The sequence below is a fragment of the Exiguobacterium sp. N4-1P genome (genome assembly GCF_002214325.1).
In genome coordinates this window covers 2,800,297-2,825,774 of sequence record NZ_CP022236.1, presented here as the reverse complement: position 1 = coordinate 2,825,774, position 25,478 = coordinate 2,800,297, and the positions used below count along the sequence as shown (strand labels likewise).

The 25,478-nt window shown below is 46.4% G+C and carries 21 protein-coding genes and 1 pseudogene; 11 read left to right on the top strand and 11 right to left on the bottom strand.

Translation table 11 applies throughout. The features are described 5' to 3' along the window. The first annotated feature begins 8 nt into the window (after window positions 1-8). Entirely contained in the window at window positions 9-716 is a 708-nt protein-coding gene (locus tag A0126_RS14460) for a WxL domain-containing protein (RefSeq protein ID WP_088838226.1), read from the top strand. A gap of 16 nt (window positions 717-732) precedes the next feature. Further along, a complete protein-coding gene (locus A0126_RS14455; protein WP_088838225.1) occupies window positions 733-1,746 on the top strand; it encodes a WxLIP family cell surface protein in 1,014 nt (337 codons plus the stop codon). A gap of 48 nt (window positions 1,747-1,794) precedes the next feature. Here A0126_RS14455 and pepT read toward each other — a convergent pair whose 3' ends face one another. Continuing rightward, window positions 1,795-3,027, bottom strand: coding sequence for a peptidase T (pepT, locus tag A0126_RS14450; RefSeq protein WP_088838224.1), 1,233 nt, complete (start codon window positions 3,025-3,027; stop codon window positions 1,795-1,797). Between the two features lie 108 nt (window positions 3,028-3,135). Here pepT and A0126_RS14445 point away from each other — a divergent pair, with 108 nt between their 5' ends. Beyond that, the gene (locus A0126_RS14445; protein ID WP_088838223.1) at window positions 3,136-4,125 is read left to right on the top strand and encodes a zinc-binding dehydrogenase; all 990 of its coding nucleotides are present in this window, start codon (window positions 3,136-3,138) and stop codon (window positions 4,123-4,125) included. A 110-nt stretch (window positions 4,126-4,235) separates the two neighbouring features. On the opposite strand, the gene A0126_RS14440 is transcribed toward A0126_RS14445, so the two are convergent. Further along, window positions 4,236-5,423, bottom strand: coding sequence for a class I SAM-dependent rRNA methyltransferase (locus tag A0126_RS14440; protein ID WP_088838222.1), 1,188 nt, complete (start codon window positions 5,421-5,423; stop codon window positions 4,236-4,238). A 461-nt stretch (window positions 5,424-5,884) separates the two neighbouring features. Between A0126_RS14440 and A0126_RS14430 the strand changes: the two genes are divergently transcribed. Then, the gene (locus tag A0126_RS14430) at window positions 5,885-6,289 is read left to right on the top strand and encodes a (deoxy)nucleoside triphosphate pyrophosphohydrolase (RefSeq protein ID WP_088838220.1); all 405 of its coding nucleotides are present in this window, start codon (window positions 5,885-5,887) and stop codon (window positions 6,287-6,289) included. Here the strand turns inward: A0126_RS14430 and A0126_RS14420 are convergent. The 5 genes and pseudogenes from A0126_RS14420 to A0126_RS14400 form a co-directional block, all read right to left on the bottom strand. Continuing rightward, window positions 6,264-9,246, bottom strand: a pseudogene (locus A0126_RS14420) (DUF3427 domain-containing protein). The gene A0126_RS14430 and the pseudogene A0126_RS14420 sit on opposite strands and share 26 nt — an antisense overlap. 609 nt (window positions 9,247-9,855) lie before the next feature. Continuing rightward, on the bottom strand, window positions 9,856-10,302 hold the full coding sequence (locus A0126_RS14415; RefSeq protein WP_088838217.1) for an OsmC family protein: 447 nt from the start codon (window positions 10,300-10,302) through the stop codon (window positions 9,856-9,858). A 109-nt stretch (window positions 10,303-10,411) separates the two neighbouring features. Next, a complete protein-coding gene (locus A0126_RS14410; protein ID WP_088838216.1) occupies window positions 10,412-11,344 on the bottom strand; it encodes an aldo/keto reductase in 933 nt (310 codons plus the stop codon). A 14-nt stretch (window positions 11,345-11,358) separates the two neighbouring features. Continuing rightward, window positions 11,359-12,249: an aldo/keto reductase gene (locus A0126_RS14405; protein WP_088838215.1), complete on the bottom strand. Its 891-nt coding sequence runs from the start codon at window positions 12,247-12,249 to the stop codon at window positions 11,359-11,361. 75 nt (window positions 12,250-12,324) lie between these two features. Next, entirely contained in the window at window positions 12,325-12,810 is a 486-nt protein-coding gene (locus A0126_RS14400) for a cupin domain-containing protein (protein WP_088838214.1), read from the bottom strand. Between the two features lie 145 nt (window positions 12,811-12,955). Here A0126_RS14400 and A0126_RS14395 point away from each other — a divergent pair, with 145 nt between their 5' ends. The 3 genes from A0126_RS14395 (at window position 12,956) to A0126_RS14385 (ending at window position 15,740) form a co-directional block, all read left to right on the top strand. Beyond that, complete coding sequence (locus tag A0126_RS14395) at window positions 12,956-13,237, top strand: putative quinol monooxygenase (protein WP_088838213.1); 282 nt, start codon at window positions 12,956-12,958, stop codon at window positions 13,235-13,237. 172 nt (window positions 13,238-13,409) lie between these two features. Further along, window positions 13,410-14,816, top strand: coding sequence for a YfcC family protein (locus A0126_RS14390; RefSeq protein ID WP_088838212.1), 1,407 nt, complete (start codon window positions 13,410-13,412; stop codon window positions 14,814-14,816). Between the two features lie 102 nt (window positions 14,817-14,918). Continuing rightward, window positions 14,919-15,740, top strand: coding sequence for a DUF1028 domain-containing protein (locus tag A0126_RS14385; protein ID WP_088838211.1), 822 nt, complete (start codon window positions 14,919-14,921; stop codon window positions 15,738-15,740). A 40-nt stretch (window positions 15,741-15,780) separates the two neighbouring features. Here A0126_RS14385 and A0126_RS14380 read toward each other — a convergent pair whose 3' ends face one another. Then, on the bottom strand, window positions 15,781-17,415 hold the full coding sequence (locus A0126_RS14380) for a glycosyl hydrolase family 28-related protein (RefSeq protein ID WP_204251408.1): 1,635 nt from the start codon (window positions 17,413-17,415) through the stop codon (window positions 15,781-15,783). A 145-nt stretch (window positions 17,416-17,560) separates the two neighbouring features. On the opposite strand from A0126_RS14380, the gene A0126_RS14375 reads away from it, so the two are divergent. The 4 genes from A0126_RS14375 (at window position 17,561) to A0126_RS14360 (ending at window position 21,101) form a co-directional block, all read left to right on the top strand. Then, window positions 17,561-18,322 carry a hypothetical protein gene (locus A0126_RS14375; RefSeq protein ID WP_088838210.1) on the top strand — a complete coding sequence of 254 codons (762 nt, stop codon included), beginning with the start codon at window positions 17,561-17,563 and terminating at the stop codon, window positions 18,320-18,322. Between the two features lie 61 nt (window positions 18,323-18,383). Next, window positions 18,384-18,890: a hypothetical protein gene (locus tag A0126_RS14370; RefSeq protein WP_088838209.1), complete on the top strand. Its 507-nt coding sequence runs from the start codon at window positions 18,384-18,386 to the stop codon at window positions 18,888-18,890. Window positions 18,891-19,184: 294 nt separating this feature from the next. Continuing rightward, complete coding sequence (locus A0126_RS14365) at window positions 19,185-20,168, top strand: YhdH/YhfP family quinone oxidoreductase (protein WP_088838208.1); 984 nt, start codon at window positions 19,185-19,187, stop codon at window positions 20,166-20,168. Between the two features lie 69 nt (window positions 20,169-20,237). Continuing rightward, window positions 20,238-21,101: a hypothetical protein gene (locus A0126_RS14360; protein ID WP_088838207.1), complete on the top strand. Its 864-nt coding sequence runs from the start codon at window positions 20,238-20,240 to the stop codon at window positions 21,099-21,101. A 254-nt stretch (window positions 21,102-21,355) separates the two neighbouring features. On the opposite strand, the gene A0126_RS14355 is transcribed toward A0126_RS14360, so the two are convergent. From A0126_RS14355 to A0126_RS14345, 3 genes are all read right to left on the bottom strand, one after another. Next, on the bottom strand, window positions 21,356-22,891 hold the full coding sequence (locus tag A0126_RS14355; RefSeq protein ID WP_088838206.1) for a M4 family metallopeptidase: 1,536 nt from the start codon (window positions 22,889-22,891) through the stop codon (window positions 21,356-21,358). Window positions 22,892-23,291: 400 nt separating this feature from the next. Then, window positions 23,292-23,726 (bottom strand): GyrI-like domain-containing protein, encoded by a 435-nt coding sequence (locus A0126_RS14350; protein ID WP_088838205.1) that lies wholly within the window; start codon window positions 23,724-23,726, stop codon window positions 23,292-23,294. Window positions 23,727-23,748: 22 nt separating this feature from the next. After that, complete coding sequence (locus A0126_RS14345) at window positions 23,749-25,242, bottom strand: HD-GYP domain-containing protein (protein WP_088838204.1); 1,494 nt, start codon at window positions 25,240-25,242, stop codon at window positions 23,749-23,751. Window positions 25,243-25,478: the final 236 nt, after the last annotated feature.

The window sequence follows — 25,478 nt, the reverse complement described above, 5'->3', positions numbered from 1 at the left end:
AGATTTGAATGAAAAAACAGTCAACCGTTACTTCATTGTTTGCTAGTGCACTACTACTAGGTGGACCGTCCCTCGTATTTGCAGAAACGTCGTCAGGAAGTTCAACCGCGACCATCACTTTTGAGACGAATAAAGCACCTGACATTCTGGATCCAGCCAATCCCGATGATTCGTACACACCTGACCCAGGTAAGGGTGAAAACACACCGACCGGTAATACAGGACCGTTGACATTAGATTATGCACCAAATTTTAACTTTGGGACACATGAAATTCTTGGAAGTGATGCTATTTTTGAATCGACTGACGAAAAACCCTTTTTACAAGTGACAGACCGGCGTGTCGTGTTGTCTGAATGGACGGTTACTGCCAAGCTGAATACGTTCACGAGTGGAGGGGAAAACACGTTGCCTGGAGCATCATTATCGATAGCGGAAGGCATCGTGAATACACCTACCTATAACGTCGGGGCGACGGCACCCGTGACAAGCGCGATTGAATTGCTTGCGGGTGGTGAAGCAGTAGATATTTTAACGTCGACAGCTGGATCGCCTTACTCTTGGTTACTATCTTGGTTGGGTACTGATGTATCACCTGAGACGGACGGATCACTTTGGTCGAATGACAACATTACATTGAATGTTCCATTGAATCAGCAAATCAAAGGAACGCACGTCGCGACAATCGACTGGGTATTAACGGATTCGATTCCTTGATTAAGGAGGGGATGGGTTGATTAAACGTGGTATAGAGTATCTTGTTGGATTCAGTGGAGTCATCTATCTATTCATGACCGGAGTAGTCGTCAGTGCCGAGAGTAACGTCAATTTTTCGGTTGAAGCGATACCGAATGAATTTCAAGTGGATTCCGGTGTCACGTATTTCGATTTAAGGATACCTCCGGAACAACGAACCGATATGAAAATTCGGATTTATAATCACGGATCAGACGATCAGTCCTATCTTGTCTCGCTCCGAAATGCGACGACGAACGGGAACGGATTGATTGTATATGAAGAGAAAGAACCATTGACGCTCGCGGAAGTGTCCCTATCTGAGTTAGCTCGCGTCTCGGAAAAGCCGATTACAATTAAAGCAGGGGAGTCGAAAATCGTTTCGTTGAAGCTGAATTTGCCGAAACGAGCGATTGAAGGGGTCCTGCTCGCAGGTATTGAAATCAAGAAACAGGACAAACCAGAAGAGGCATCCGCAGAAGTCGGTGTTCAAAGTCGCCAAGCGTACGTCATTGGTGTAAAGGTTCGATCATCAATCCGGGAGATTGAACCGGATTTGCTGTTCGAGGGAGTAAAAGCAACTTCCTACCTGTCTCGTCCGAGCGTCCTCGTCACCCTCGCGAACCAAGCACCTGGCATCAGTGAAAAATTTCAGGTGGAAGCTGTCGTCAAAAAAGGTGGAAAGGTCATCGTTCGTAAAGAAATGACGGCTCAATTCGCTCCGACGACATACATGACGTTCCCACTTACATCAATGGGAATTTTGAAGCCGGGAGCATATCAACTCGATGTTAAAGTGGTCGGGAAAGAAAAAAACTGGACGTGGCAGGATGATTTTACAATTAGTGAAAAACAAGTGGAACAGATGAAAAAAACGGTTCCTGACGTCGAACAACATCCGAATTCGTTCCTTGGAGACACATCGAAAATGTTAATGATCGTTTCGCTTTCCATCATCGTTCTTTTACTCGGTTACATTTATCACTTGAAACGAAAAGCATCTTCCGAATAATAAGCAAGCGGCCCTGCTGATTCAGCAGGGCCGCACGTGTGAAGGTACTTATTTTTTTTCAGCGAACCCGTTTGCGATGGCGACGATGACTTCTGTCGCCTTCACCATGTTGTCGACAGAAATGAATTCGAATTTCCCGTGATAATTTTCGCCACCTGTGAAGATGTTCGGTGTCGGTAATCCCATGTAGGACAGCTGCGAACCGTCCGTTCCGCCACGGATCGGCTTGATGATTGGTGTGATACCACGCGACTCCATTGCAGCATGCGCGATGTCAATGATGTGCATGTGCGGTTCGATTTTCTCCCGCATGTTGTAGTATTGATCATTTAATTCCATTTCGACACTACCGGCGCCGTACTTTTTGTTCCATTCCTCGACGAGCGCCGTTAAGAAGTGTTTTCGTGCCTCGAAGTTATGGCGATCGAAGTCACGGACGATGTAATGGACGATCGTCTTTTCGACGGATCCATCAAAGGAAATTAAATGATAGAAACCCTCGAACCCTTCCGTGAACTCGGGCGCTTCATCACCCGGTAAGCGGTTTTGGAAGGCCATCGCGTGTTTTTGTGAATTGACCATCTTATCTTTTGCTGTACCTGGATGAACGTTCGTTCCATGGAACGTGATTTTAGCACCTGCCGCGTTGAAACTCTCATATTCGAGTTCACCGAGTGGTCCACCGTCGACGGTATAAGCAAACTGGGCATCAAATGCTTCGACATCAAAATGATGCGGTCCGCGACCGATTTCTTCGTCAGGCGTGAAGGCGACACGAATCCGTCCGTGTTTCACTTCCGGATGGGCAATCAAGTAAGCCATCGCCGTCATGATTTCGGCAATCCCGGCTTTATTGTCGGCGCCGAGTAATGTCGTCCCATCCGTCGTCATCAAGGTATGCCCGACGTAGTTCGTCAAGGATGGGAAATCGTTCGGTGACAGTACGACGGGAATCGCGTCATTTAAGACAATCGGTCCTCCGTCATATGCATCGACGAGCTGCGGATTGACGTTCGTTCCTGTAAAATCCGTCGCCGTATCGAGATGGGCGAGAAAACCGATCGTCGGAATGTCGGCGTCTGTATTCGCAGGGAGTGTCGCCATGACGTAACCATTGGCGTCGACCGTGACATCCGTCATGCCGATTTCTGTTAATTCTTCAACGAGAAGACGAGCGAGTGTCCACTGTCCTTCCGTCGTCGGGACGGTCGTGCTTTCATAGCTGGATTGTGTGTCGATTTTTGCATATGTAGTCAATCGACGAATCAAATCTTGTTTCAATGAAAAAACGTCCTTTCTGAGTTGAGTTACGTTCATCATATCATGAAGCGATAATATTCGAGTATTCTGAACCATGCTAAAATGGGAAAGAAAAAAGGGGGAGTACAGATGAAAGCATTTGTTGTCGATCAGTATGGGACAGACGCTACGTTAACAGAAAAAGACGTCACACTCGCTGAAACGGGGGATTACGATTTACGCGTTCGTGTTACGGGGACGAGCTTAAATCCACTTGATACGAAGATGTTTTTCGGTCATGTGGCTGCAGCTCCGACAACTGGAATTCTCCAGGGCGATGTAACGGGGGAAGTCATCGAAATTGGATCGAGTGTGACGACTTTTTCTGTCGGCGATCACGTCATCGCCTTCGGAGGCGGATTAGGCGAACGATCCGGTGCACTCGGGGAAGAGATGCTTGTCCCGGAAAGCATGGCCATCTTAAAACCAGCAGCACTGCGTTCGGAAATTGCCGGATGCCTGCCCGTGATTGGTTTAACGGCGATGGAGGCTTTAAAAGAACGGGCTATGGTTCAACACGGGATGCGACTGTATGTCGTCGGTGGAACAGGTGGGGTTGGTCATCTCGTCGTTCAGCTTGCAAAACATTACGGGTGCGACGTGACGGCGAGTGCCGCGAATGATGAAAAAGCGAACTGGCTAGAAGGACATGGGATACAAGTCCATCGGTATCACGACGAAACGAGTGAAGCGCTACTCGAACGTGTTGCGCCTGACGGTTTCGACGTCGTCATCGATACGGTGGGCGGTGATCATTTACAAGAGTCGTTCGTCTTAGCGAAGGAACGCGGGAAAATCATCTCAATCGCGACACGGACGACACAAGATTTGACGCAAATGCATAGTAAGGCATTGACGCTTGAAGCCTTATTCGTCGCATTGCCGTTGTTAAAAGGAAAAGCAGATGAGATGCGCCGCCAACAAGAACACCTTACGGAAGTCGCCGGTTTAGTCGCAGACGGAACGATTGAACTTCGAATCGATTCGCGTGTCCCGCGCCAAGTGGAAGCGTTAAACGAAGCGTATAAAACCTTCGACCAACACTCGCATTTCGGAAAGGTCAGCGTATATGATGTGTAATCAGAATGTCGACTAACCTAAAAGATTCGGCGTTTGGTTTATTTTTCCTTTTAATACAAAAAATAATTCTGCTAATCGATAGAAGATTAGCAGAATTATTTGTTTTGAGCTTATTTACGGCGGACAAGAACGGCTTTACGTTCCGCTTCTTTCATCGAAGGATGCTCCGGAAAGTCTTCAAGCGAGGAACTTTCCCAAACGATTTCGTACGTTTGACGAAGTTTCTTGAAAGCTTGTTCGACCATTTTCATGAAGCGCTGTTGATCAAATAGCTGACAATCCGTCGTAATCAACAACAGTCCACCGCGATGCGTCATGTGAATCGTTTGTTGGATTAAAGCGGGTAAATCGACTTCGGCACGGAAGTGGCGTGCTTGTGTTTTGACGAGTGCCGGTGGATGGACGATGACAAAATCAAAACGTGTTTTCTTATCAGCTTGATCGATGTAATCAAACGCATCTTGGACGAGGATTGTTTGCGCCGCTGGATCAAGCTGATGCAGTTCAAGTTGTTCAATCGTCTTGTTCCGGCTCCGGGTCGAGAAATCGACGCTCGTCGTCTCAAGCGCTCCACCAAGCAGCGCAGCGGCTGTCAACGTCCCTGTATCGGAAAACAGGTTCAAGACATTTTGTCCTGTCGCATGTTGTTTGACGATGGCACGAAGGTCGCGTTGGTTAATGTCGAGACCCGTCCGCATGCCGGCGTCCAGGTGATAGAGAAGCGGAAGACTGTTCTCCTCGAGGACTTCCGGGAAATCTCCCCGTTCACCGGCTAAGAAATCATCGCCTTTGACGGGCTGACCATCGACTTGGAAGGCACGTTTTTCGTAGATGCTCTTAAAGTGGATTAACGACTCAAGGGCAGAGACGATTTCCTGCTTAAATGAATAGATGCCTTCATTTTCGAACGTGATCAAGTAGTGGTGATCAAAACAATCGATTGTCAAACCACCGATGCCGTCACCTGAACCATTGAAGACACGGAACGTATCGATGAGTTCGTTCTCAAAAAAAGCATCGCGCCGGTCGAGAGCAACCTCGATTTTTTCTTTAAAGAAGACGTCATCGATTTCTTGAATCTCGTCCGTCGAGAGCAACCAGCCGAGTCCTTTTTCTTGCTTGCCAAAATAGCCGGTCGCAAGGTATTCTTTATCTTCTGTAGTAAGTCGAAGTAGCGCACCGGCTTCTTTGAGGTGGTTACTTTTTTGGAACAGTTCTTTATAAAGTAAAGGCTGACCATTTTTGATTTGTTCGATAGCCGTCGCTTTGACGACGACAGGATAGATTTCGCGTGGCACGTGAATTCCTCATTTCTAATTGTGGATAAGTAGTCAAATTATAGCATAGGAAAAGTTGTCCACATGTGGATAATTCAAATCGATAGATATTTAACATGTCCTTCGTCGGTTTCTGTGGATAATTCAAGATGATCCAGGTGGAGATAATTTAAGTGAACGTTCTTAAGTGAACGTTCTTCAACGAACCATCTCTTTCCACTCGCTTTCCATGGGCGAGCAACAAGCCGCGAAGCGGTCCAATGCTTGTCCCGATTCGGGTCTTGTTCAGCTCTGACGAAAACATGACCGGTCATGTTTTCTTTTCCCATAGGAGTCGAGTGGAAACGAAGGTTCTGCTTCGAAAAAAGACCGCCTTCGTAATTACGAAGATGATCTTCTTTTAACTCAGGTATAAAATCAATCATCTTCTATACTTATATTGAATGCTGTAGACAAGATTTAAAGAAAGGGTGGACGTTATTTTGAAAAAAACAATCCAAGTTGTCGGTGCTGTAATATTTAATTCAAGCAATGAAGTACTCTGTGCCTTACGAAGTGAAGCGATGTCGTTACCGAACTTGTGGGAGTTTCCTGGCGGGAAAATCGAACAAGGAGAACGACCAGAACAGTCGCTCTCCCGTGAAATCAACGAAGAATTAAATTGTACGATTCAAGTGAAAGAACATATTGAAACAACACTTTATGAATACGAAAAAATCATTGTTGAGCTGTCGACATATTATGCGGAAATTGTTGCAGGTACACCTAAAGCGTTAGAACATGCGGAACTTAGATGGTTACGCGTTCAAGATTTACAACAGTTAGAGTGGGCGCCGGCAGATATTCCGGCTGTTGAAAAAATTATGAAAGTTTTTTCCACGAAATAAATTCTTCCGCCGTCAAAGGCTCTTTTAAGATCCACTCTACGTTGATTGGTTTAGAACCATGACTACTTTTATGAATCAACTCACCAAAATACGTAAAGGGTAATGAACGGCCTTGTTCTTTTTCTGCTTTACGAATAAATAGGTGAACTTTAATGCCACGCTCCTGATGGTGACGATAGAGTTCTCCTGCTTTTCCATGTGCAGTCGCAATGCTTTGAGATTGCCAATGGAAATGATTTTTATCAATGAAGTAATCTTGGTAATTCAGTTGATCTTCAATTGATTCGTTTTTGTGTAGGTTAACGAACAGTACATAATCTTCCCCTGCTTGCGCGACACCTTCCTTCTTGATGTGGTGACTCAAGTAAACGCTGTATGACAGAGCGGCTATACGTCATTCGTGAAATCAATGATTGATCACTTGCTAACCAGACTTCACCTCCCGATAGTTGTTCAAAAGCATGCAGTCCAGCCTGAATCAATTCATTTAAGTATGAAGCTAAGTGTTCATTGGATGATAACGCTTCTGTCATTTGCGTTGAAAGCTGGAATCGTCCATCGTCTAATACAACAAGTAACGGTAGACGGTCATTTTTAAGTGGTGTCGACCATCGTTTGAATAAATGCTGAATAAGAGACGAACGATGGGACAATGCAGAAGTTGGAATCGCAAAGCGGTTTGCAGCTGCCTGAATAACGTCATCGACCGAAATCGTTTCTTGATTTAAAAGTAACTGCATCATCAATAAACTAAAGGGCTCACGGATTGGGAACCAACTTTCGATATGTTCAATGACTTTTCGTGCATCCGGATTAAGTAAAAGGGAGAGTTCTTCATCCGTTGCGACTTTCTCAAGTTGCTTTAATCGTAGTACACTTTTCCATTGTTGAATGATTGCTTCAATGGCGGGAGCATCACGGTGTGTCACTAAGTCATTGAGTGATGGTGTATCACCAATCATTGTCGTAAGGCGCTGATAACTTTCACGTAGCTGTTTACTTGTAGAAAACTCAATTTTCTTCATTTGCTCGATAATAAAGTTTTCGGTTACACGATCGAGAATCGCAAGTGATCCTTCTGGTAGGATCGGGAAGTGATTTTGGACAGCGTTTGCTACATGATAACGATCAATGGAATGGAACGATTGTTGTCCGGATAAAACGAGTGGGGCTACAAAAGCACGTTGACTGTTCCCGATAAAGTCTAAAATCGTTACATATTCTTTCGAATCATGCTTCCGTAATCCACGCCCAAGCTGTTGAATGAAAATTGTTGGTGATTCCGTCGGACGTAAGAAAAGCATCAAGTTAATTTTAGGAATATCGACCCCTTCATTAAATAAATCGACTGTGAAGATGAAAGATAATGGATCATGTTCGTCTTCTAACCGCTGAATGGCTTGTTCTCGCTCTACTTCACTTTGATTACTTGTGAGCGCCAATGCTTCGATGTGGTGCTTATTAAATTCAGAAGCCATAAATTCAGCATGATTGATATTGACACAAAATCCAAGACCGACTTGGGTAGAACCACTATTGCCGAACTTATTGATCATCTCGAGGATATATTCCGTTCGGGAAGACCGTTCAAGTGCTTGAACTAAATCTTTCTCAATATAAAGTCCATTTTTTTGGGGAATCATTTCATAGTCGATTTCTTCATCATCTTGAATCCCGAAGTAATGAAACGGAGTTAATAAATCTTGAGCCAGTGCATCATAGAGACGAATTTCATACGCGATGTTATGATCGACTAATTTAAAGATATTTAGTCCGTCCATTCGTTCTGGAGTTGCTGTGATACCGAGTAAAAACTTCGGTGTAAAGTGATTCAGAACCTTTTGATACGATTCTGATGCTGCATGATGAAACTCATCGATAATAATATAGTCGAATGTTGAAGGGGGAAATTGTGCTAAATGAATTTCTTTGGAAAAAGTTTGAACGGTAGCAAAGGTAAATTGCTTATCCATTTCTTTTTGATCTGCTTGGTAGCGACCGAAAGTAGACCCTGAATCGGTAAAGATCTTTTTAAATGTTTGTTCTGCCTGGGTCAGTAACTTCCCGCGATGCGCAATAAAGAGTACACGTTTAGCTTCAAATTGTTTTACATCAAAAGCAGCTAAATATGTTTTACCTGTTCCTGTCGCAGCGATCACCATGGCTTTAGTTTGTTTTTTTAAGCGCAACCGGTGAAGCTGTTCTAAGGCCGGGAGCTGCATCTCATTAGGGTGGATCGTGTCATAGTCCACAGAGTCTTCAGCAACACGGTCGTTTACAACAAACTGTTTGATCTTTGGCGTATTTAAATGATGTTGTTCATACTGTTCTAAAATTTCTGTTGTACATGTGATTGCTTCGTCGCTCGTCCATAAATTAGTAAACAACGTCTGTGCTTGAGAGACAAGAGAAGTAAGCGGAGAATGAGGAATTCGGACATTCCATTCAAGGCCATTTGTAAGTGCTGATTTTGATAAATTAGAGGAACCAATAATGGCACTATGTAAATCAGTTTCTCGTGTAAATAAATATGCCTTCGGATGGAATGCTTGATTCTTTTTGATCGGTTCGTAAATTTTGATCTCAATATTACGGAATTGCATCAGTGTACGAAGTGCTTTCGCTTCAGTGATGTTCATATAAAACGAAGTGAGAACACGAATTGGTTTGTTTAATCGTTCCGCTTCTTGAAATGCTGGGACTAACGCTTGAATACCAGAATGTCGAGTGAAACTCACCATCCAGTCCGCTGATTGAGCAGTAGTCAACTCATCAATCAAATGGTGTAATAACTTTTCTTGATTTTCCTGACCGGGTGCGATTAAATCCCAAGCTCTTAATGATTTTTCATATTGAAGTGGGAGCGGTGTTGAAGACGCTGTTAACTGTCGTTGTAATGGAACCGTCAAGCTTGGTTCATTTAATGCGGATAGCCAACGGTTTGTAGTTTCGATCATTTCTTCAGTCAACTGATTTTGTTGAAGATCGACAATCGATTTATAAAAAAGCTCATTTAAATGAGTTAAGAGCTCTGTTGTATAATCTGCTGTTTGAATAGGTGAGCTTTTTGTAGAAGAATCTGTTGTAGAGTGTTGATTCTGTAATTGTTCCTGAAACGAAGACATCTTGACTACCTCCAATAAATTCCAAACTAAATTCAGTATACGAAGTAATTGGAAATCGTGCAGCAACAATCTAATTCCAAATGAAAATTACTCGGCAATTGTTCAAAATAATTGGAGACTTTTTTCTTTTCTTAATTTTACTGAAACGATGATGTAAAAAAAGATTACCTTTTCGTGACTCCTACGGGAAGAAGCGCGTTTTCGCGCTGACAGAGGCAAGCGAGACCAGGTTCATTATTCGTCAGAATAAGGAGCCTCGGCTTGCGCCTCGCCCGAGGAAAGCACGAAAAAAGGAAGAATCTTTTTTAGACAGGTTCAGACCGCTCTTTATTTAGAGAAAGATTTTCTAATGAAAAAGGGCAACGCGAATCCCGTAGGAAAGCACGTTGCCAAAATTGAGCGAAGTATAAAAATCTATTTTTATATGGAGAAAGTCATCGATTAAGCTTCGACTTCAATCATCGCTTCAAGCGAGACTTTTACATTTCCTGCAAGCGCACGGGTAATCATGCACGAACCTTCCGCTTTTTCCGCGAGGCGACGTGCCATCTTGACCATTGCCTCTGTCGTATCGGCAGGTAAAATCAACGTGGGACGATGAATGATTTGATCATACGTAAAGACCCCGTTCGTCACATCGACGATGCCTTCAGACTCCATCGTCAGCGATACTTTTTTGATGTTGCTGCGCTCGAGCATCGCGGCAAGCGTGATGATGTAGCAGGTCGCGGCTGCGCCAAGTAACATTTCGTCCGGATTCGTTCCGACGCCAGGACCGTCCATCGCTTCCGGAATCGAAATCTTCGTTTTTAAGTCACCGGTCTCGATGTCGCCGATGTCATTTCGGTTTCCCGGCCAGTCTGCTGTTAAGTGAAAATGATGTTTCATTTCAAAATCGCCTCCTCTGTTGTTATCATACGTGTTGTCTTTTTGATTTTCGCGCTATTTGCTCATGAACAAGCCCCCGGTCATCTTGCGACCGAGGGTTTGCATGGCGTTAACTAAAGATTTGATCGATTTTTTTAATGTCTGCATCCGTCAGCTCGACTTCAATCGTTCGGAGCGTATCTGTTACTTGGTCGGCACGTTTTGCACCAGGAATGATGGCATCGATGCCATCTTGCGCAAGGTACCAAGCGAGGACGACATGCGCGACGTCAACCTCTTTTTCTTTTGCAATCGGGCGAAGTAGCTCGACTTTTGCTAAGTTGTCTTTGAAGACATCTTCTTGGAAAAGGGGATCCTTCGCACGTAAATCATCGAACTTCGTATTTTCATCATATTTTCCGGCAAGTAATCCGGCAGCGAGCGGGAAGTACGGAACAAATGAAATCCCGTGTTCGCGGATATAAGGCAGGATTTCTTTTTCTGCATCCCGCTTGAACAAGTTGTACTCGCCTTGATATACGTCGACGTGCCCGTCTTTATTGGCTTCTTTTAATTGTTCGAGTGAGAAGTTCGAGACACCGATCGCTCGGATTTTTCCTTGTTCCTTTAATTCGGCAAGTGCAGCGACTGCTTGATCTTTTGGTGTCGCTTCATCTGGGAAGTGGATGTAGAACAAGTCGATGTAATCCGTTTTTAAACGCTTCAGGCTCTCTTCGACCGACTGTTTCAAAAACTCGGGTGAGTTATCGATGACGACCTCGTCGTCGACGATTTTGTGCGCGCCTTTCGTTGCGAGGATGACGTCTTTGCGTTCGACCGTCTCGCTCCACGTTTCACCAACAAGTTCTTCTGAACGTTCTGGTCCGTAAATAAAGGCCGTATCTAAAAAGTTGATGCCGTTCATCAAGGCGACACGGACTAAATCGCGTCCTGCTTGTTCATCGAGATTCGGGTAAAGGTTATGCCCCCCGACGGCATTTGTTCCGAGACCGATCGGGTGAACCATGAGATCTGATTTTCCGAGTTTGACTTTCGTATCCATAAGCAAATTCCTCCTTAGACGATATCGAGCGATTCTTTTTTAGTTGGAGCAGGGAATGCTTCATCAAGTGCTGCGAATTCTTCATCAGTTAGTTGTAAGAGTGCGGCACGACCATTTTCTTCGACGTGCTTCGCCTGACCGGCTTTCGGAATGGCGATGACATCACCACTCCGCACGACGAAGGCGAGTAGGATTTGTGCCGGGTCGACACCATGTGTTTCAGCAAGGCGTTCAACGGTCGGGTGATCAAGTAGCTTCTCCCGGAGACTCCCGCCTTCTGCTAATGGGCAGTACGCCATGACTGGAATGCCGTGCTCTTTTAAAAGCGGCATCAATTCGTATTCAATCCCGCGTGAGCCAAGGTGATAAAGTACTTGGTTAACGGCACATTGATCGCCGTTTTCTAACGCAAGTAACTCTTTCATATCTGCGACATCGAAGTTCGAGACACCCCAGCGGCGAATTTTTCCTTCTGCCTTCAACTGCTCGAGACCATCGATCGTCTCTTGAAGCGGGATGTCACCGCGCCAGTGGAGTAAGTAAAGATCGAGATAATCCGTCTTCAGGTTACGTAACGAACGTTCACATGCTTCGCGTAACTTGTCTCCGCTAGCATTATGAGGATAAACCTTCGAGACGAGAAACACTTCTTCACGTCGTCCTTCGATTGCTTCGCCGATTAATTGTTCCGATGCCCCTTCACCGTACATTTCTGCGGTATCAATTAATTCCATTCCACTGTCGAGTCCGACGTTCAAAGCTTCGATTTCCGCTTGTCGTTTTGTCGGTTCTTCACCCATGTGCCACGTTCCTTGACCGAATGCCCGAACGTGTGTTGCATCGGGAAATGCTACCGTCTGTTGTTTTAACGCGGCAAGTAGAATCGTCCGTTCTGTCCCATTCATTCTCGCTTCCTCCTCCAAAATTCACAATAATAGGCTTTACCACGGATGGATAAGAAAAAAACGTCAATCGTTTGTTTACCAATGCTCAAACAAAGGACCTGACTGGCCATAAACGGGGTCGGTCGATGGACGCTCGACGCGTTCAATCCGCTCGAGATTACCCGGTCGTTCGCAGGATTCACCTGTCAACGTATCGTAGTCTTGACCATTCGGATAGGCACCGATGACTTTGAAGCGGCGACTCGTATCAAGCGCTTTATGTCCGGTTCCGGCAGGTAAGACGATGACATCCCCAGCAGTCAGCGTAAACGTTTTCCCGAGCGGTCCTCCAATCTGAATGCTGGCGTGTCCCTCGAGAATACCGATGACTTCATGAGCGACACTATGGTAATGATGGAAATCAAAAATACCGTCGACCCAGCTGTTTTGCCAATTGTTCGCACGGAAGGTTTTTTCGATGGCAGAAGGGTCTTCGAAGACATGACGATAAATCAAAACCGGGTAACGTGGATTATTTGGAATCACACCATCGTCCTCGAAACGAAAAAGCTCGATACTCATCGTGTGTGCTCCTCTCTGGTGTCAAAAAAAGATACATTTTTTTACCCGAAATCGAATTAAATTAATCTTCTAAGCATCTTTATAGCACTTGCATAATCGAGGTGCTAAACTATGTAAGTTAACGAAAGTTGAAGGAGGAATTTACATGATCGCAATCGAAGCAAAATTAGAAGTTCAACCAGCAAAACGTACTGATTTTTTGGAGGCTACTAAAGCATTGATCGAAGGTTCACGCTTAGAAGCAGGAAACGTCAGCTATGACCTGTTCCAAAGCACAGAAGACGAAAATGTCTTCATGATGATTGAGAAATGGGAAGATCAAGCAGCAATTGAATCACACAACACGAGTGCACATTTCGGACAGTTCGTTGCATTTGCACAAACTGTTCTCGCTAAACCACTTGATGTTCAAATGTTCACTGCATAATAAGTAGGAGAAAAGTCTGGCAATGTCAGGCTTTTTTTTTATGTTTAAATCGAACGAAAGTTCTCTTTTTTGTTACAAAAAAATTAAAACACCTCGAATGCCTGTTACTTTTTCCAAAAATAGGGCATTATCTTAAGAGTAGCTAGATTCAGACTTGAGAGGAGGCAGCTAAATGAACGAACGTAAAGTCCAGGAAGATTCGTCTTCACGCTCTTTCTTTAAAATGCCTCATACATATGCCATTATCATGGGGATTTTACTGATTTCAGTTATCTTGACGTATACGTTACCAGCAGGTCAATTTGATCGTGAGAAACAAGATGGACAAACGGTCGTCATCGATGGTACATACCGGGCGGTCGAGTCGGCACCCGTTAATTTGTTTGGGTTGTTTGAAGCGATACCAAAAGGCATGGAAGCGGGTGCTGGCATCATCTTCTATATCTTTCTCGTCGGTGGTGTCTTCGGTATTATCCGGGAGACGGGAGCAATCGAATCCGGAATCAATCAATTGATTAATCGATTTGGTCAAAAGGGACATATCATGATTCCGATGACGATGTTTGTCTTTTCGATTGCTGGAGCGACGATCGGCATGGCAGAAGAGACGATTATTTTCGTCCCGATCGGTATCATGCTCGCCCGGGCACTCGGTTACGATGCGATGACGGGCGCAGCGATCGTCAGTCTCGGGGCAGCGGTTGGATTTGCCGGCGGAATGCTTAATCCGTTTACGGTTGGTGTTGCACAGTCGATTGCCGAAGTTCCATTGTTCAGTGGGATTGGTTACCGGACTGCAATCTACTTGGCTTTTTTATTCGTGACGATTTTATATGTCATGAACTATGCCCAAAAGGTTAAAAAAAATCCGGAGCGCAGCTTAGTCTATGACTTAGAGAAACATCGGAAAGAAGAAGTAACGACAACATTTTCACGGTTTTCGAAGAAACATGCGTTCGTCCTCATCGTTTTGATTGGTGGCATCACACTGAATGTCATTGGAATCTTTGAGTGGGGCTGGTACTTAACGGAGTTGACGGCATCGTTCCTCATCATCGGTATGCTTGCCGGAATCGCGACGCTCGGTATCAATCGGACGTTCGAAAGTTTGATTGACGGGGCGAAAGCAGTGACGTTCGGTGCCTTAATCGTCGGCTTCGCACGTGCAATCGTCGTCATCTTGGAAGACGGTCGTGTCATCGACACAGTCATCTACGGTTTATCGAACGCCGTCGGACATTTACCGACGTCGCTTGCCGTCATCGGCATGTACATCGTCCAGTTGATTACGAACTTCTTCATTCCATCCGGGAGTGGACAAGCAGCGACGACGATGCCCATCATGGCTCCGCTCGCCGATCTATTAGGGATTGAACGACAAGTCGCAGTCCTCGCCTTCCAGTATGGAGATGGGTTGACGAATATGATTTTCCCGACGAGTGCCCATTTGATGGCATTCCTTGCAATCGCCGGCATTCCGTATGAAAAATGGTTACGTTTCGTTTGGAAGTTGTTTGCGATTTGGGTGACACTTGCCTGCGTCGCCTTGCTTCTCGCCGTCACCTTAGGCATTCAATGAACACCGACCTTCCGTGCAATGGGTGCGGAAGGTTTTTTTCGTGCAGGAATCGGGAACTTCTAAGACGAACGTTAGTTATAAGTTCATAAGGGGGATTTCAACATGACATATTCAATCGTTGGCTATTGTGAAAAAGAACAAGCATGGGGAGTCGCTGTTCAATCGAAGTTTCTTGCGGTCGGCAGCGCCGTCCCGTTTGCAAAAGCAGGTGTCGGAGCAATCGCGACCCAATCATTCGCGAATACGACATACGGTCCGGAAGGATTACGGATGATTTCTGAAGGGAAGTCGGCGGAAGAAGTCTTAAAATTGTTGACGGACGCGGACGAAGGACGGGCAGAGCGGCAAGTCGGAATCGTTGACGCAACTGGTCGGAGCGCAACTTTCACGGGAGACGCCTGTAACGACTGGGCAGGCGGAATTGCCGGTAAACACTTTGCCGCGCAAGGGAATATCTTAGTCGACGGCAACACGGTCAAGGAGATGGCCCGTGTGTTCGAGGCGACGGATGGACCGCTCGGTGAACGGTTGTTACGTGCCCTCGCTGCCGGACAAGCAGCAGGCGGTGACTCACGCGGAATGCAGTCGGCTGCGCTCCTCGTCGTCAAGGAAAACGGTGGATATGGTGGTTTCAATGACCGCTACATCGATTTGCGTGTCGACGATCACCCGAGTCCGATTCAAGAGCTCGAGCGGATTTATCAACTGCACACCCTTTACCTGCAACCAAGTAAACCGGAAGAAATCAAGCCGATCGATGAGGCGCTTGAATCGGAAGTGATGGATAAATTACTCGAACTCGGTTACCGGGGATCGTTCGAAGAAGCTTTCCGGACGTACCTGCATACGGAGAATTTCGAGATGCGTGAGCATCAGGACCGTACAATCGATACACGTGTCCTCGCGTATCTCCGCGCCCAATGAAAAAAAGCTCTGCACTGACCGAGGTCAGGCAGAGCTTTTTTTATGCGGACGGATGGGTCCGGACAGGTACTTGATAACCGGTTGCGATGAAGCGTTCGAGTTCCGGTTCGGATTTAGCATTCAAGCCGACCGTCCCGTCCCCTTTGATCGCGACGTTCGTCAGACGGACGCGTTCAATGTGGGGTCCAATCGTAATCCCGTGGCGTGCAGAATCTTCAATCCGGACATCGATGAGCCGGACGTCATCTGCACCGTTTTCACCACCGAAGACTTGAATGTCCGTTTTAGCCTGACGGAATCCCGTCATCTTGACTTGGCTCAAGGTGACGTTTTCCGCTTTGTACTGGATACCGATCACCGGCTGTTCCTGGTAATCATAGTTCGGGTCACCGAGGACGGTGAAGTCATGAATGACGACGTTCCGATATGCCGAGACGACGAGTGCCCGCGGTTTTGAGTTTGCATAAAGCGGTGTATATTGAGGCGTCTGCGCGACGAGCCGTGTCGCAATGATGTTATAGGCAGTTTGTGACGTCGGGTCCGTTGCTTGATGGTGACCGATATGGCGGAAATTGAAGGAACGGTGGTCATCGATGGAGAGGTGCCCGACGATTTTGACGGTCGAAGCAGCGGACGATGTCGCATGTGCCTTGATTTCGAGTCCGCCGAAACAACGGGACGTCGCATTGTTGAACAACCAGACATCGCGCGATCCATCATCGATTTCGATTCCGTTCGAATTCGAAAAGCCGACGGCGTGGGCTCGCCCGCTCGGGTCATGCATGAAGCAGTTCGAGATGAATAAGTGATCGCTATGATGCGTCGTGATGCCATCGTCGCCGAATCCGGATCCCGTCAAGCCGTCGAACCAAATGAAGGAACTACTTAAATTCGCCCGTGCGCCGTCCCCGTTGTAATTGTAGTAAGGTGTCGAAATGTCGAAACAATGGAGCCCGGGATCGACTGCCTCGACGTCGAAGACCCAGCCGTACGTCACATGGGCGTAAGTCAGACAACTCGAATGGTTGCCCCATGTGCTGCTCTTTTTAGCATCACCGATCCGCTCGATGTTCCAGTCGAGGGTCATTTTTTCGACGAGCAGATGATGATTACCGAGTAAGTAATTTTGGTTCGTGATTAACCGGCGTCCTTTCGGGGCAGCATCATGCAATTTTATAATCGTCCGGCCTTTCCCGTCACCCGTCAAAATCGTAAAGTTCGGGAGCCGGATCCCGCGGACGATGTACGTGCCGGCAGGGACGTGGACTTGCCGATGTCCGTCCGCAAGTGCTTCCTTGAAGGCAAGCGTGTCGTCGGTCTTTCCGTCCCCGATCGCCCCATACGTCCGGACATCGACTTTTTCGACCTGACAGGCCAGTTGTTCGAATTCATAGGTCAGTCGACCAAACCAGCTCGGGCGGGGCTCATCCTGTTCACTGACGAATGCTTTCGTCAGGGGCAAGATATGTTTGGCGCGGTCCGTTAAAAAAAGTGGTGAGATTAACGAACGTAAGTAGCGGCTCGGATGCGGCGCACGACGCGGTGCGACGAACGGGCTTTCGGTCATCAATTGTTCAGCACGGGTGACGGCCGCAAGATTCGTGTTACTTTCCGTATATTCAGCAATCAATCGCCCGTTTTGATAGGGATCGTGTGTAGCTTCTAATATGACCATGGTTGAACTCCTCTCTAAAAATCACTACATTCCTTTTCCCATCCCGTCTGTTCTTCAAGCCCTTTTTAATTAAAATCAAAAAATTCCGTTAATTAGGCTCGAATCATTATATAATGGATAAAAATGACATTAAAGAGGTGGGAGCATGCGATTTCGAAGTCGATTACTGTTGATGATGGGTATAGTTTTGTTAGCACTTGGGATCATGAAACCGTTAGCCGAGACCGGGTATCAGGCACTGCGTGATGTCGAAGTTTTTCCGGCGACGGCGACGGCGCAACAGTGCAGAGAAGATTGTGAAAGCAAGCCGCTCGACTGGTGGTGGCTGAAGTTACTTTGGAAGAAAGAACCGAAACCTGAGGGTGTGATTTATGGTTACGATACGGATGAGAAGAGTGACGGGGGAGGGGAACCTAAAGATAAATTTAAGTTCATTTCACTCGGAGTTAAACATGCTGAAAAAGGTGTGGGAGTCGAAGAGGACGGAGGCTTTCCTTACTTCTTACTCGGGTTTAGTGCAGCGGCTGTCCTGTTGCTTGTCCTGCTCGTCCGTCGCTTCCGAAAACGGCGCGGTCGCCCAAAAGATGTATTCGAAGACGAAGTAACGCCACCGCAGCAATACCGACAGACTAAGGTGGATTCAGAGGAAACGTTCCCGCCATTGCCTGTCGAACAAGTTCGGCAACAGGTCGTTTTGTTCAATCGTCAGTTGCCGGCACGGCTGAAACGCCGGGAGACGGAGTCGTTCAGCGAGTGGTTCGGACGGATCGGTTTTCATCCGTCAACCGAACTGCAGCATCTATATGAGGTAATCCGGTATGATTCAAAACAATCAATTCAAGTGTCATCGACTGCGCTGACAGACATCAAACATGATTTTTCAAATTATCTCAACCGATTCCGATGAAACCTTTTAGAAAGTCCCGACGTATCATGGAACAGAAGGTCAGGAAACGGGGGACTGAAGAATGTACTTAGCAGACGCGGTGAAACTAAAAAGTATCTTACGGAAACAGTTGGAGCAACTAGTCGAAGAGATGGAGCGTATTGCATTCATCGACCTTGAAAAAGGAGAGGCCCTACCGACTGGTCAAGAACGGACGTTACTCGATGTCGAGTCGTCGATGGATGCAGTCCGGCGTGATATGCGGACACTCGATCGGCTGGTCTATGCAGCAAACTTGTCAACGACCATCGAGACGACAGAAGGAGCAATTCCGCTCGTCGAAGCGATTGAACTGGCGACTCAATTACGGGCAAAAGCGACACAGTTCCAAGAACTCGCCGCACGTCCGAAACGCGAATTCCAGTATGGATTTGAAGGAACGACGGTCATCCGGCATGCTTTGTACGATCCTGAGGCATACCGGATCAAGGCACAAGAGATGGAGCGGGCTGCTCACCGAATCTCGAATGCGATCAATGCCGCGAATTACCGAACGGAAATTGATTTTGACGGTCACCGTTATATGTAAGCCTTGATCAGGTGAGACTCCTGATCAAGGATGGCATTTCTGACTCTCAAACGCTTCCACAAGGGAATCACAACGGCCACGGCACACCTATGACCACGGACCGATGACATGTTTACCTGTCACTTTTGACTACCTGCGGAAAAGACTTTTTCCGTCAGATGCCAAAAAACCGCGATTGCTTCGGCATCGCGGTTTTTTATGCATAACATCTTGTTATTCCTTAAAAAAAGGTAGACCACTGCTTTGGTTCGGGTATAGGCTAGGGGAATAGTAAATATTGAAGGAGGAATTGATATGAAAAATTCATTTAAAGCATTCGTCGTACGTGAGGAAGAAGGACAATTCGTCGGGGCACTCGAACAAAAACAAGTCGACGACTTACCAGCAGGTGATGTGTTGATTCGTGTCGCCTATTCGTGCATCAACTACAAAGATGCGTTATCCGTCACGGGAAATCGCGGGGTGACGAAAAATTACCCACATACACCAGGCGTCGATGCGGCAGGTCATGTCGTGACGTCATCTGATGAACGCTTCAGCGAAGGACAAGCGGTCGTCGTCAACGGCTTTGATTTCGGAATGAATACATCGGGTGGTTTCCAGGAGTATATCCGCGTGCCGGCGGACTGGATTACGCCGCTACCGAACGGCATCACGACGCTTGAAGCGATGAGTTACGGAACAGCCGGTCTGACAGCTGCCCAGTCGATTGATGAACTCGTTCAACGTGCAGCACCGCAAGGTGGTCCGGTCCTCGTAACGGGAGCGACGGGCGGCGTCGGCAGCGTTGCGGTCGCACTCCTCGTGAAACTCGGGTTTACAGTCCATGCCGTGACCGGGAAAGAAGCCGAGCATGACCGCTTGAAGCAAGCAGGTGTCGCGGAAGTCATCTCACGCCAGTCACTTCTGGAAGAAACAACGCGACCTTTGAAAAAAGGACTGTATGCCGGTATTATCGACACGGTCGGTGGTCCGCTACTTGCTTCAGTCATCCGTTACGTGCAATACGGTGGACTCGTCACGACGTGCGGTAACGTCGGTGGTGCTGAACTGACGATGACCGTCTATCCGTTCATCTTACGTGGTGTTCGTTTGATTGGAATCGATGCTGTTCAGTTACCAATCACAGAGCGTGAGCGTTTATGGAATCATCTCGCGAACGACTGGCATTTATCGATTGCCGAGATGGTCCAAATGAAAGCGTTGAGTGATGTTCCGGCAGTCGTCAAGTCGTTGCTTGAAGGGACACATCAAGGCAGAACTGTCATCGAAATTTAAACAATTTGGTTCTGGATTAGATGGTATAGTGAATAAAACATCACTCGGTCAATTCAGGAGGAACCAAATATGAGTCAACAGGAACAAGAGCACGATCAGGCACGGCAATCGCGTCACATGCGTCGAAAACAAAAGCGCAACCGGCGTGGGATTGCATTCGGCGGTCTATTGGCGACGGCTTTGATCGTCGGCGGATGGGGCTATATGGTCGCGCATAACGATCCTTCGCAAGCGACGTCGACGGTCGAAACACCGAAAACAGATGCTTCTGCCGAAGAAACATCAAAGGATAAAGAAAAAGATTCGGCCGATCAAGAGAAGAAAAAAGAGCCGAAGAAATCGAAAAAAGAAGCAGCACCTGAGATTAGTTCAGCGGCATGGATCAAACGACCGTTTGCAGATGTCTATCAAGATGCAAATCGGACCAGTGTCATCTATAAGGCGGACTTAGGGGATGTTTATGAAGTCCTCGACGCAAAAGACGGCATGGTACATCTGAAGTTAAGTGATGCGGTCGAAGGCTACATCCCGGAAACGGATGTTCAGATGGAGGCTCCGTCTAGTCTAAAGGATGAGAAACTCCTTTCGACACTCGGACAAGTCGTCGCGAATCAGCCGATTGACAAGCCGGAACAATACCTCGGGAAACCGCTTGAAACGTTTGAGGCGAAGTATGGCAAGCTGGGCAACACACAAAAAGATGCCGTCAATACGTACCATTTCTCGAACGCCGGGTACTTGCTCGTCGTATCGGATGGAGTGGTCGAAGCAATTGACTGGATGAATGTCTCAGCGTCAGGTTTAACAGCACTTGGTGATCCGGTCGTCAAGACGGATTACGGCACATGGTATGAAGGTGAGAAATTACAGCTCAAGGCATTCCCGGATAACGGTTCGACGCGCTTGCGTCTCGCACGTGATCCTGGGAAATGAATCGATTGAGACTGGAGCTAGTCAGGTTCTCTAGTCAAAAGCCGGACATGGCGAGCTGGATTTGAACGCAACGACAAAAAAGACAGGATCGTCATCTCATAAAGATGCACAGTCCTGTCTTTCATTTTATCTCAAATCTGAAGCACGTTCATTCCGTCGAGTGAACGTGCTTTTTTTACGTTGAATCCATAATAAAAAAACCTCCCGAGTCATCGACTCGAGAGGAAAGAGAAAATCCTTGGGAGGAGGTTTTCTTAGTAGACGCCAACTGCATCAAATGATTTTGCTGCAGCGGCTGCTTCAGCACTTGAAGAACCGTAAAGGTCTTTCGCCGATTGAACGACTGCTGCGCGGAGGTAGCTGAAGTTCGAAGTCGGAGTCAAGTAGACGTTAAGGGCACGGTAGTAGATGGCACCAAGTTTCGGTACGCCGACGCCTGGTACAGTGACACCGTAATGTGTACCACCGTTACCTAAGAGGTAAGCGGCTTTGTTGACGATACCAGAGTTCGTGTGAACGCCACCGTTATCAGCCGTACCTGTGTAACGTTTTGAGTAGTGGTCTGGATCTCCGTAAGCGGCAGGGTTAGACATTGAACGAAGAGCATCGCCACTTACACCTGGTGTGTAGATGTCTTCACCGACGAGCCAGTCGAAGTTTGATCCGACTGAGTACTCTGCAACTGTTCCCATGATATCCGAAACAGCCTCATTGATCGCACCCGATTCGTTTTGGTAAACGAGTCCTGCTGTGTATTCAGTGACAGCGTGCGTCAATTCGTGAGCGACTACATCAAGTGCGCCAGAAAGGTATGTGAATGTCGAACCGTCTCCGTCACCGTAGACCATTTTTGATCCATCCCAGAACGCATTGTTGTAGCGTGAAGAATAGTGAACCGTTGAATTGAGTGCTGCACCCGCATTATCGTAACTGTTGCGGCCATATGTGTTTTTGTAGAAGTCATATGTTTTCACTGCATTGACTTGTGCGCTGACAGCGGCACGGTCATAAGTAGCATTGAGAACGTTGTCGGCATCCGCCCAAAGTGATCCTGGAAGTGATGTCCGGTTTTTTGCATCGTACGTCGAGATGCCTTTACCGCGTGTTGAATCTTGAAGGTAGTAGTAAGAACCATTCTTCGTTGTGTTGAATGTAGCACTTGTTCCAAGAACCGTCGTACCTGAACCGACTGTCGTTGTTCCGGTGATTGTCGTAACTGGTTTCGCATGTGCCAGTTGGTCATATTTGTTGATGACCTTACCAGAGTTTGCATCGATGAAGTATGTCCAGCGTGACGGCTCGTCGCCAGCTAAGACAGTCGATGTGATTTTATAAGCATAGACAGCATCGTCTTTGACTGGATAGACAACGAGTTCACTCGTTGGAGCCACTTCGAATTCTGTTGCTTTGATTGATTTTTTATACAACTTTAAGGCTTTCTTTTCAGAGATTGCAATTTTCTTATCAAGACCTGGTTTCCCTTTGACCTTGACTGCATCATTGACGATTGCTTTTAAAGTACCGTCTTTCGCAACGTTACCGACGACGACACTACCGAAGACCGGGACGCCATCCACTTCTTGTTGGAGACGTACGATGTGAGATGATCCATCTTTTTGAACATCTTGTACAGAGAAGTCACCTTTACCTTCGACATACTCTTTAACGATTGATGCAGCTGGCTCGGACGATGCTTTCGTCAACTTACCAGATTGAAGACCTTCTGCGCCTACGACTGTAGGAACGACAAGTACACTTGCGACAAGCGATGTAGCGAGAAACTTTTTCAAAATAAATCGCCTCCTTGTTTGGGTTGAGTCTAACTATGCCAAACAAAATAGAGAACGAGAATAAGGCATTCGGATTAAATAGAATTTTCTGAAAATAGGTATTTAGTACCCGTACTGAACAATTTAGTCATTGAGACAAATCGAGTGAAGAAATACTCTTCTAGCACTTCCATCACTGAAGAAGTGGGCTTCCTGGCCTTAAATTCTATGAGTAGTCCTCAAACTGTAGACAACGAACTATCGGTAGATGAAGCGTCTTTTCTCGTAGCAGTCAACGAAACGTGACGCTTTTTAGGTAATACCATGAGGGAAACGCGAACGGATTGCATCTCGGTATCGCAAGTTCACGCTTCATAAGAGTTTGTCCACACGCGGAAAAGACTACTCGTTTGAGTAGTCCTTAGAGAATTCGTTGATATAAGTGATGCGTACCTTCACGGGTCTCATCGATTTTAAAATCAAGCGGATCAAGTTCAATCCCTTGTTTGTGTGCAAAACGTTGAATTTTTTCAAACGACTTCCAAATTTCGATGTCTGGTCCTTCATGTCTCCAAAAGACATAGCGAGCGGGAGGGAGATGGTATCCTTTCATTCCCTTAGGAACCCGTTCGAGTGAAGAGACAGGTAAGCCGACGCATTGCGTATAGGTCGTTCCGCGATGGGCAAGCGAAACATCTAACGGAAAACTGTCCGGTACGACTGCCGGAATTTCATGCGCCCGACGTGAAAATTCACGCCATAGTTCAGGCATCAATGTATGGAGTTCATTTTCTTCGCACGTCATGCTGAGTCCGATTACATAAAGCTCGTGACGTTCAACAATTTTAGGATGCATTTGAGACTCCTTTCGTCAGAAATCAAGAAGCAGTAGTCAAGTTCCGTCGTTTTAAGTCTAAGAAGAGTTTAGTAAAAGTTGCGTCCCACTGCGTGCCGCTTCCTTCTTCAAGAATCGACAATGCTCGTTCAGCAGGCATCCCCTTTCGATAGGGGCGATCGGAAGTCATGGCATCATAGGCGTCGGCAATTGCCATGATTCGTCCGAAAAGCGGAATCGCGTCGCCGGTCAAGCCTTCCGGATAGCCTTTGCCATCATAACGCTCGTGATGGTACTTTACCCCGGGAAGAATCGGTTGTAACGTCTCTGGTAAATCAACTTGCGATAAAATATGGACACCGATTACCGGATGGCGTTTGATTTCATCGAATTCTTCTTCCGTTAACCGTCCTTCCTTCAAAAGAACGGCATCTCGGATACCGATTTTACCGATATCGTGAAGAAGAGCAGACTTTCGTAATAACTCGATTTGTTCATCAGGTAAGTCAGCGGCACGGGCGATTTCAACGGAATATTCCGCTACCCGTAAAGAATGCCCGGCCGTATAAGGATCGCGAGCATCTAAAGTCGCGGCAAACAACGTAAATAAACTATTTAAAAGGCGTTCATTTTCTAAATCGCGTCCTTCGATTCCTTCAACCATCAAATTAAATCCGCCAATCAAGTGTGCGAATTCATCGGAGTAGGGATTGGAAATCGTATTCAATTGACCCGACTCGATTTGAGCAACTCCTTCTTGCAAAGCAAGAATCGGTTTTTTAATGTTTTCATATAGTAGAAGACTGCAAAATGTCGCAAGGCAGAGGATAACAATCAAAATTAACGTCGCCCAACTCCAATAAGACTGAAGACTTTCGTTTTCCGTTAACTGAACGGCAGAAGCGAGGACGAACAGTAAGATTGGAAATACACCGATGACGAGTGTACTAATCAACATTTTTTGGCGCAAGCTGACCATATGTTGTTTCTTTAAGACGATGTCGCCGTAACCTGCCGCCTGAGATCGTTTCGTCAACTCGAGCAACATCGGTTCCGTGACCCGGTAAGTGAGGAAAAATTCAATCAGAGCATGAAGAATCGCGACGAGAATCGCTCCGAAACAAGCGAGACCAATCAAATAGTAGGGCATGTCGAGCCAACCACGGTATATGGCGAAAGCTGTCAAGGTAGAAGAAGGAAGTGATAATCCGAGAAAGTGTGGACCGAGAATGCGTTGCATCGTCAAAACCGGGAAGCGATGCGTCGTCTGAAAAGCAATTGTCAATTCGTCAGCAGTGGGCTGTTTTGATTGAAATACTATATAAAGGGACCGAACGTGTCGGCGATAGATTGTATATTCCAAGCTGAACATCAGGGTGACAGATCCTGCCATGATACCAAGCAAGAGTATCCGCTCTTGTGGACTGAAGGTCAGTGTTTCGAAGATGAACAAACTGCCGACACCGAAAACGGCAACGAATGAGCCGATTAAATAGTTTGTTAAGACTTGTCGCTCAAAACGTTTTAAAGGTTGCATGGAACTCCTCCTCTTCTTAATCAAAGCGTGCAGCAAAGAATTTTTCTAGTACTATGTAATGGTCTATCTTATTAATATCGGCACGATGTAAGAATATTAAACTAAATTCCAAAAATAGGTATAGTTATAAAGTCCTAATTATACAAAAACTAATTGATTAACGAACTAAAATAACATATGATTTGAATATTCAGAAAAGTATATTAAAAGTGTGCTTTTCACTACTACATAGGGGG

Bases quoted from the DNA above. Each gene is read 5' to 3' on its own strand.
- A0126_RS14415 (WP_088838217.1), bottom strand. From the start codon at position 10,302: ATGAAACATCATTTTCACTTAACAGCAGACTGGCCGGGAAACCGAAAT.
- A0126_RS14375 (WP_088838210.1), top strand. From the start codon at position 17,561: ATGCGATTTCGAAGTCGATTACTGTTGATGATGGGTATAGTTTTGTTA.
- A0126_RS14370 (WP_088838209.1), top strand. From the start codon at position 18,384: ATGTACTTAGCAGACGCGGTGAAACTAAAAAGTATCTTACGGAAACAG.
- A0126_RS14445 (WP_088838223.1), top strand. From the start codon at position 3,136: ATGAAAGCATTTGTTGTCGATCAGTATGGGACAGACGCTACGTTAACA.
- A0126_RS14410 (WP_088838216.1), bottom strand. From the start codon at position 11,344: ATGGATACGAAAGTCAAACTCGGAAAATCAGATCTCATGGTTCACCCG.
- A0126_RS14360 (WP_088838207.1), top strand. From the start codon at position 20,238: ATGAGTCAACAGGAACAAGAGCACGATCAGGCACGGCAATCGCGTCAC.
- A0126_RS14390 (WP_088838212.1), top strand. From the start codon at position 13,410: ATGAACGAACGTAAAGTCCAGGAAGATTCGTCTTCACGCTCTTTCTTT.
- A0126_RS14365 (WP_088838208.1), top strand. From the start codon at position 19,185: ATGAAAAATTCATTTAAAGCATTCGTCGTACGTGAGGAAGAAGGACAA.
- A0126_RS14345 (WP_088838204.1), bottom strand. From the start codon at position 25,242: ATGCAACCTTTAAAACGTTTTGAGCGACAAGTCTTAACAAACTATTTA.
- A0126_RS14350 (WP_088838205.1), bottom strand. From the start codon at position 23,726: ATGCATCCTAAAATTGTTGAACGTCACGAGCTTTATGTAATCGGACTC.
- A0126_RS14400 (WP_088838214.1), bottom strand. From the start codon at position 12,810: ATGAGTATCGAGCTTTTTCGTTTCGAGGACGATGGTGTGATTCCAAAT.
- A0126_RS14385 (WP_088838211.1), top strand. From the start codon at position 14,919: ATGACATATTCAATCGTTGGCTATTGTGAAAAAGAACAAGCATGGGGA.
- A0126_RS14395 (WP_088838213.1), top strand. From the start codon at position 12,956: ATGATCGCAATCGAAGCAAAATTAGAAGTTCAACCAGCAAAACGTACT.
- A0126_RS14380 (WP_204251408.1), bottom strand. From the start codon at position 17,415: ATGGTCATATTAGAAGCTACACACGATCCCTATCAAAACGGGCGATTG.
- A0126_RS14460 (WP_088838226.1), top strand. From the start codon at position 9: ATGAAAAAACAGTCAACCGTTACTTCATTGTTTGCTAGTGCACTACTA.
- A0126_RS14405 (WP_088838215.1), bottom strand. From the start codon at position 12,249: ATGAATGGGACAGAACGGACGATTCTACTTGCCGCGTTAAAACAACAG.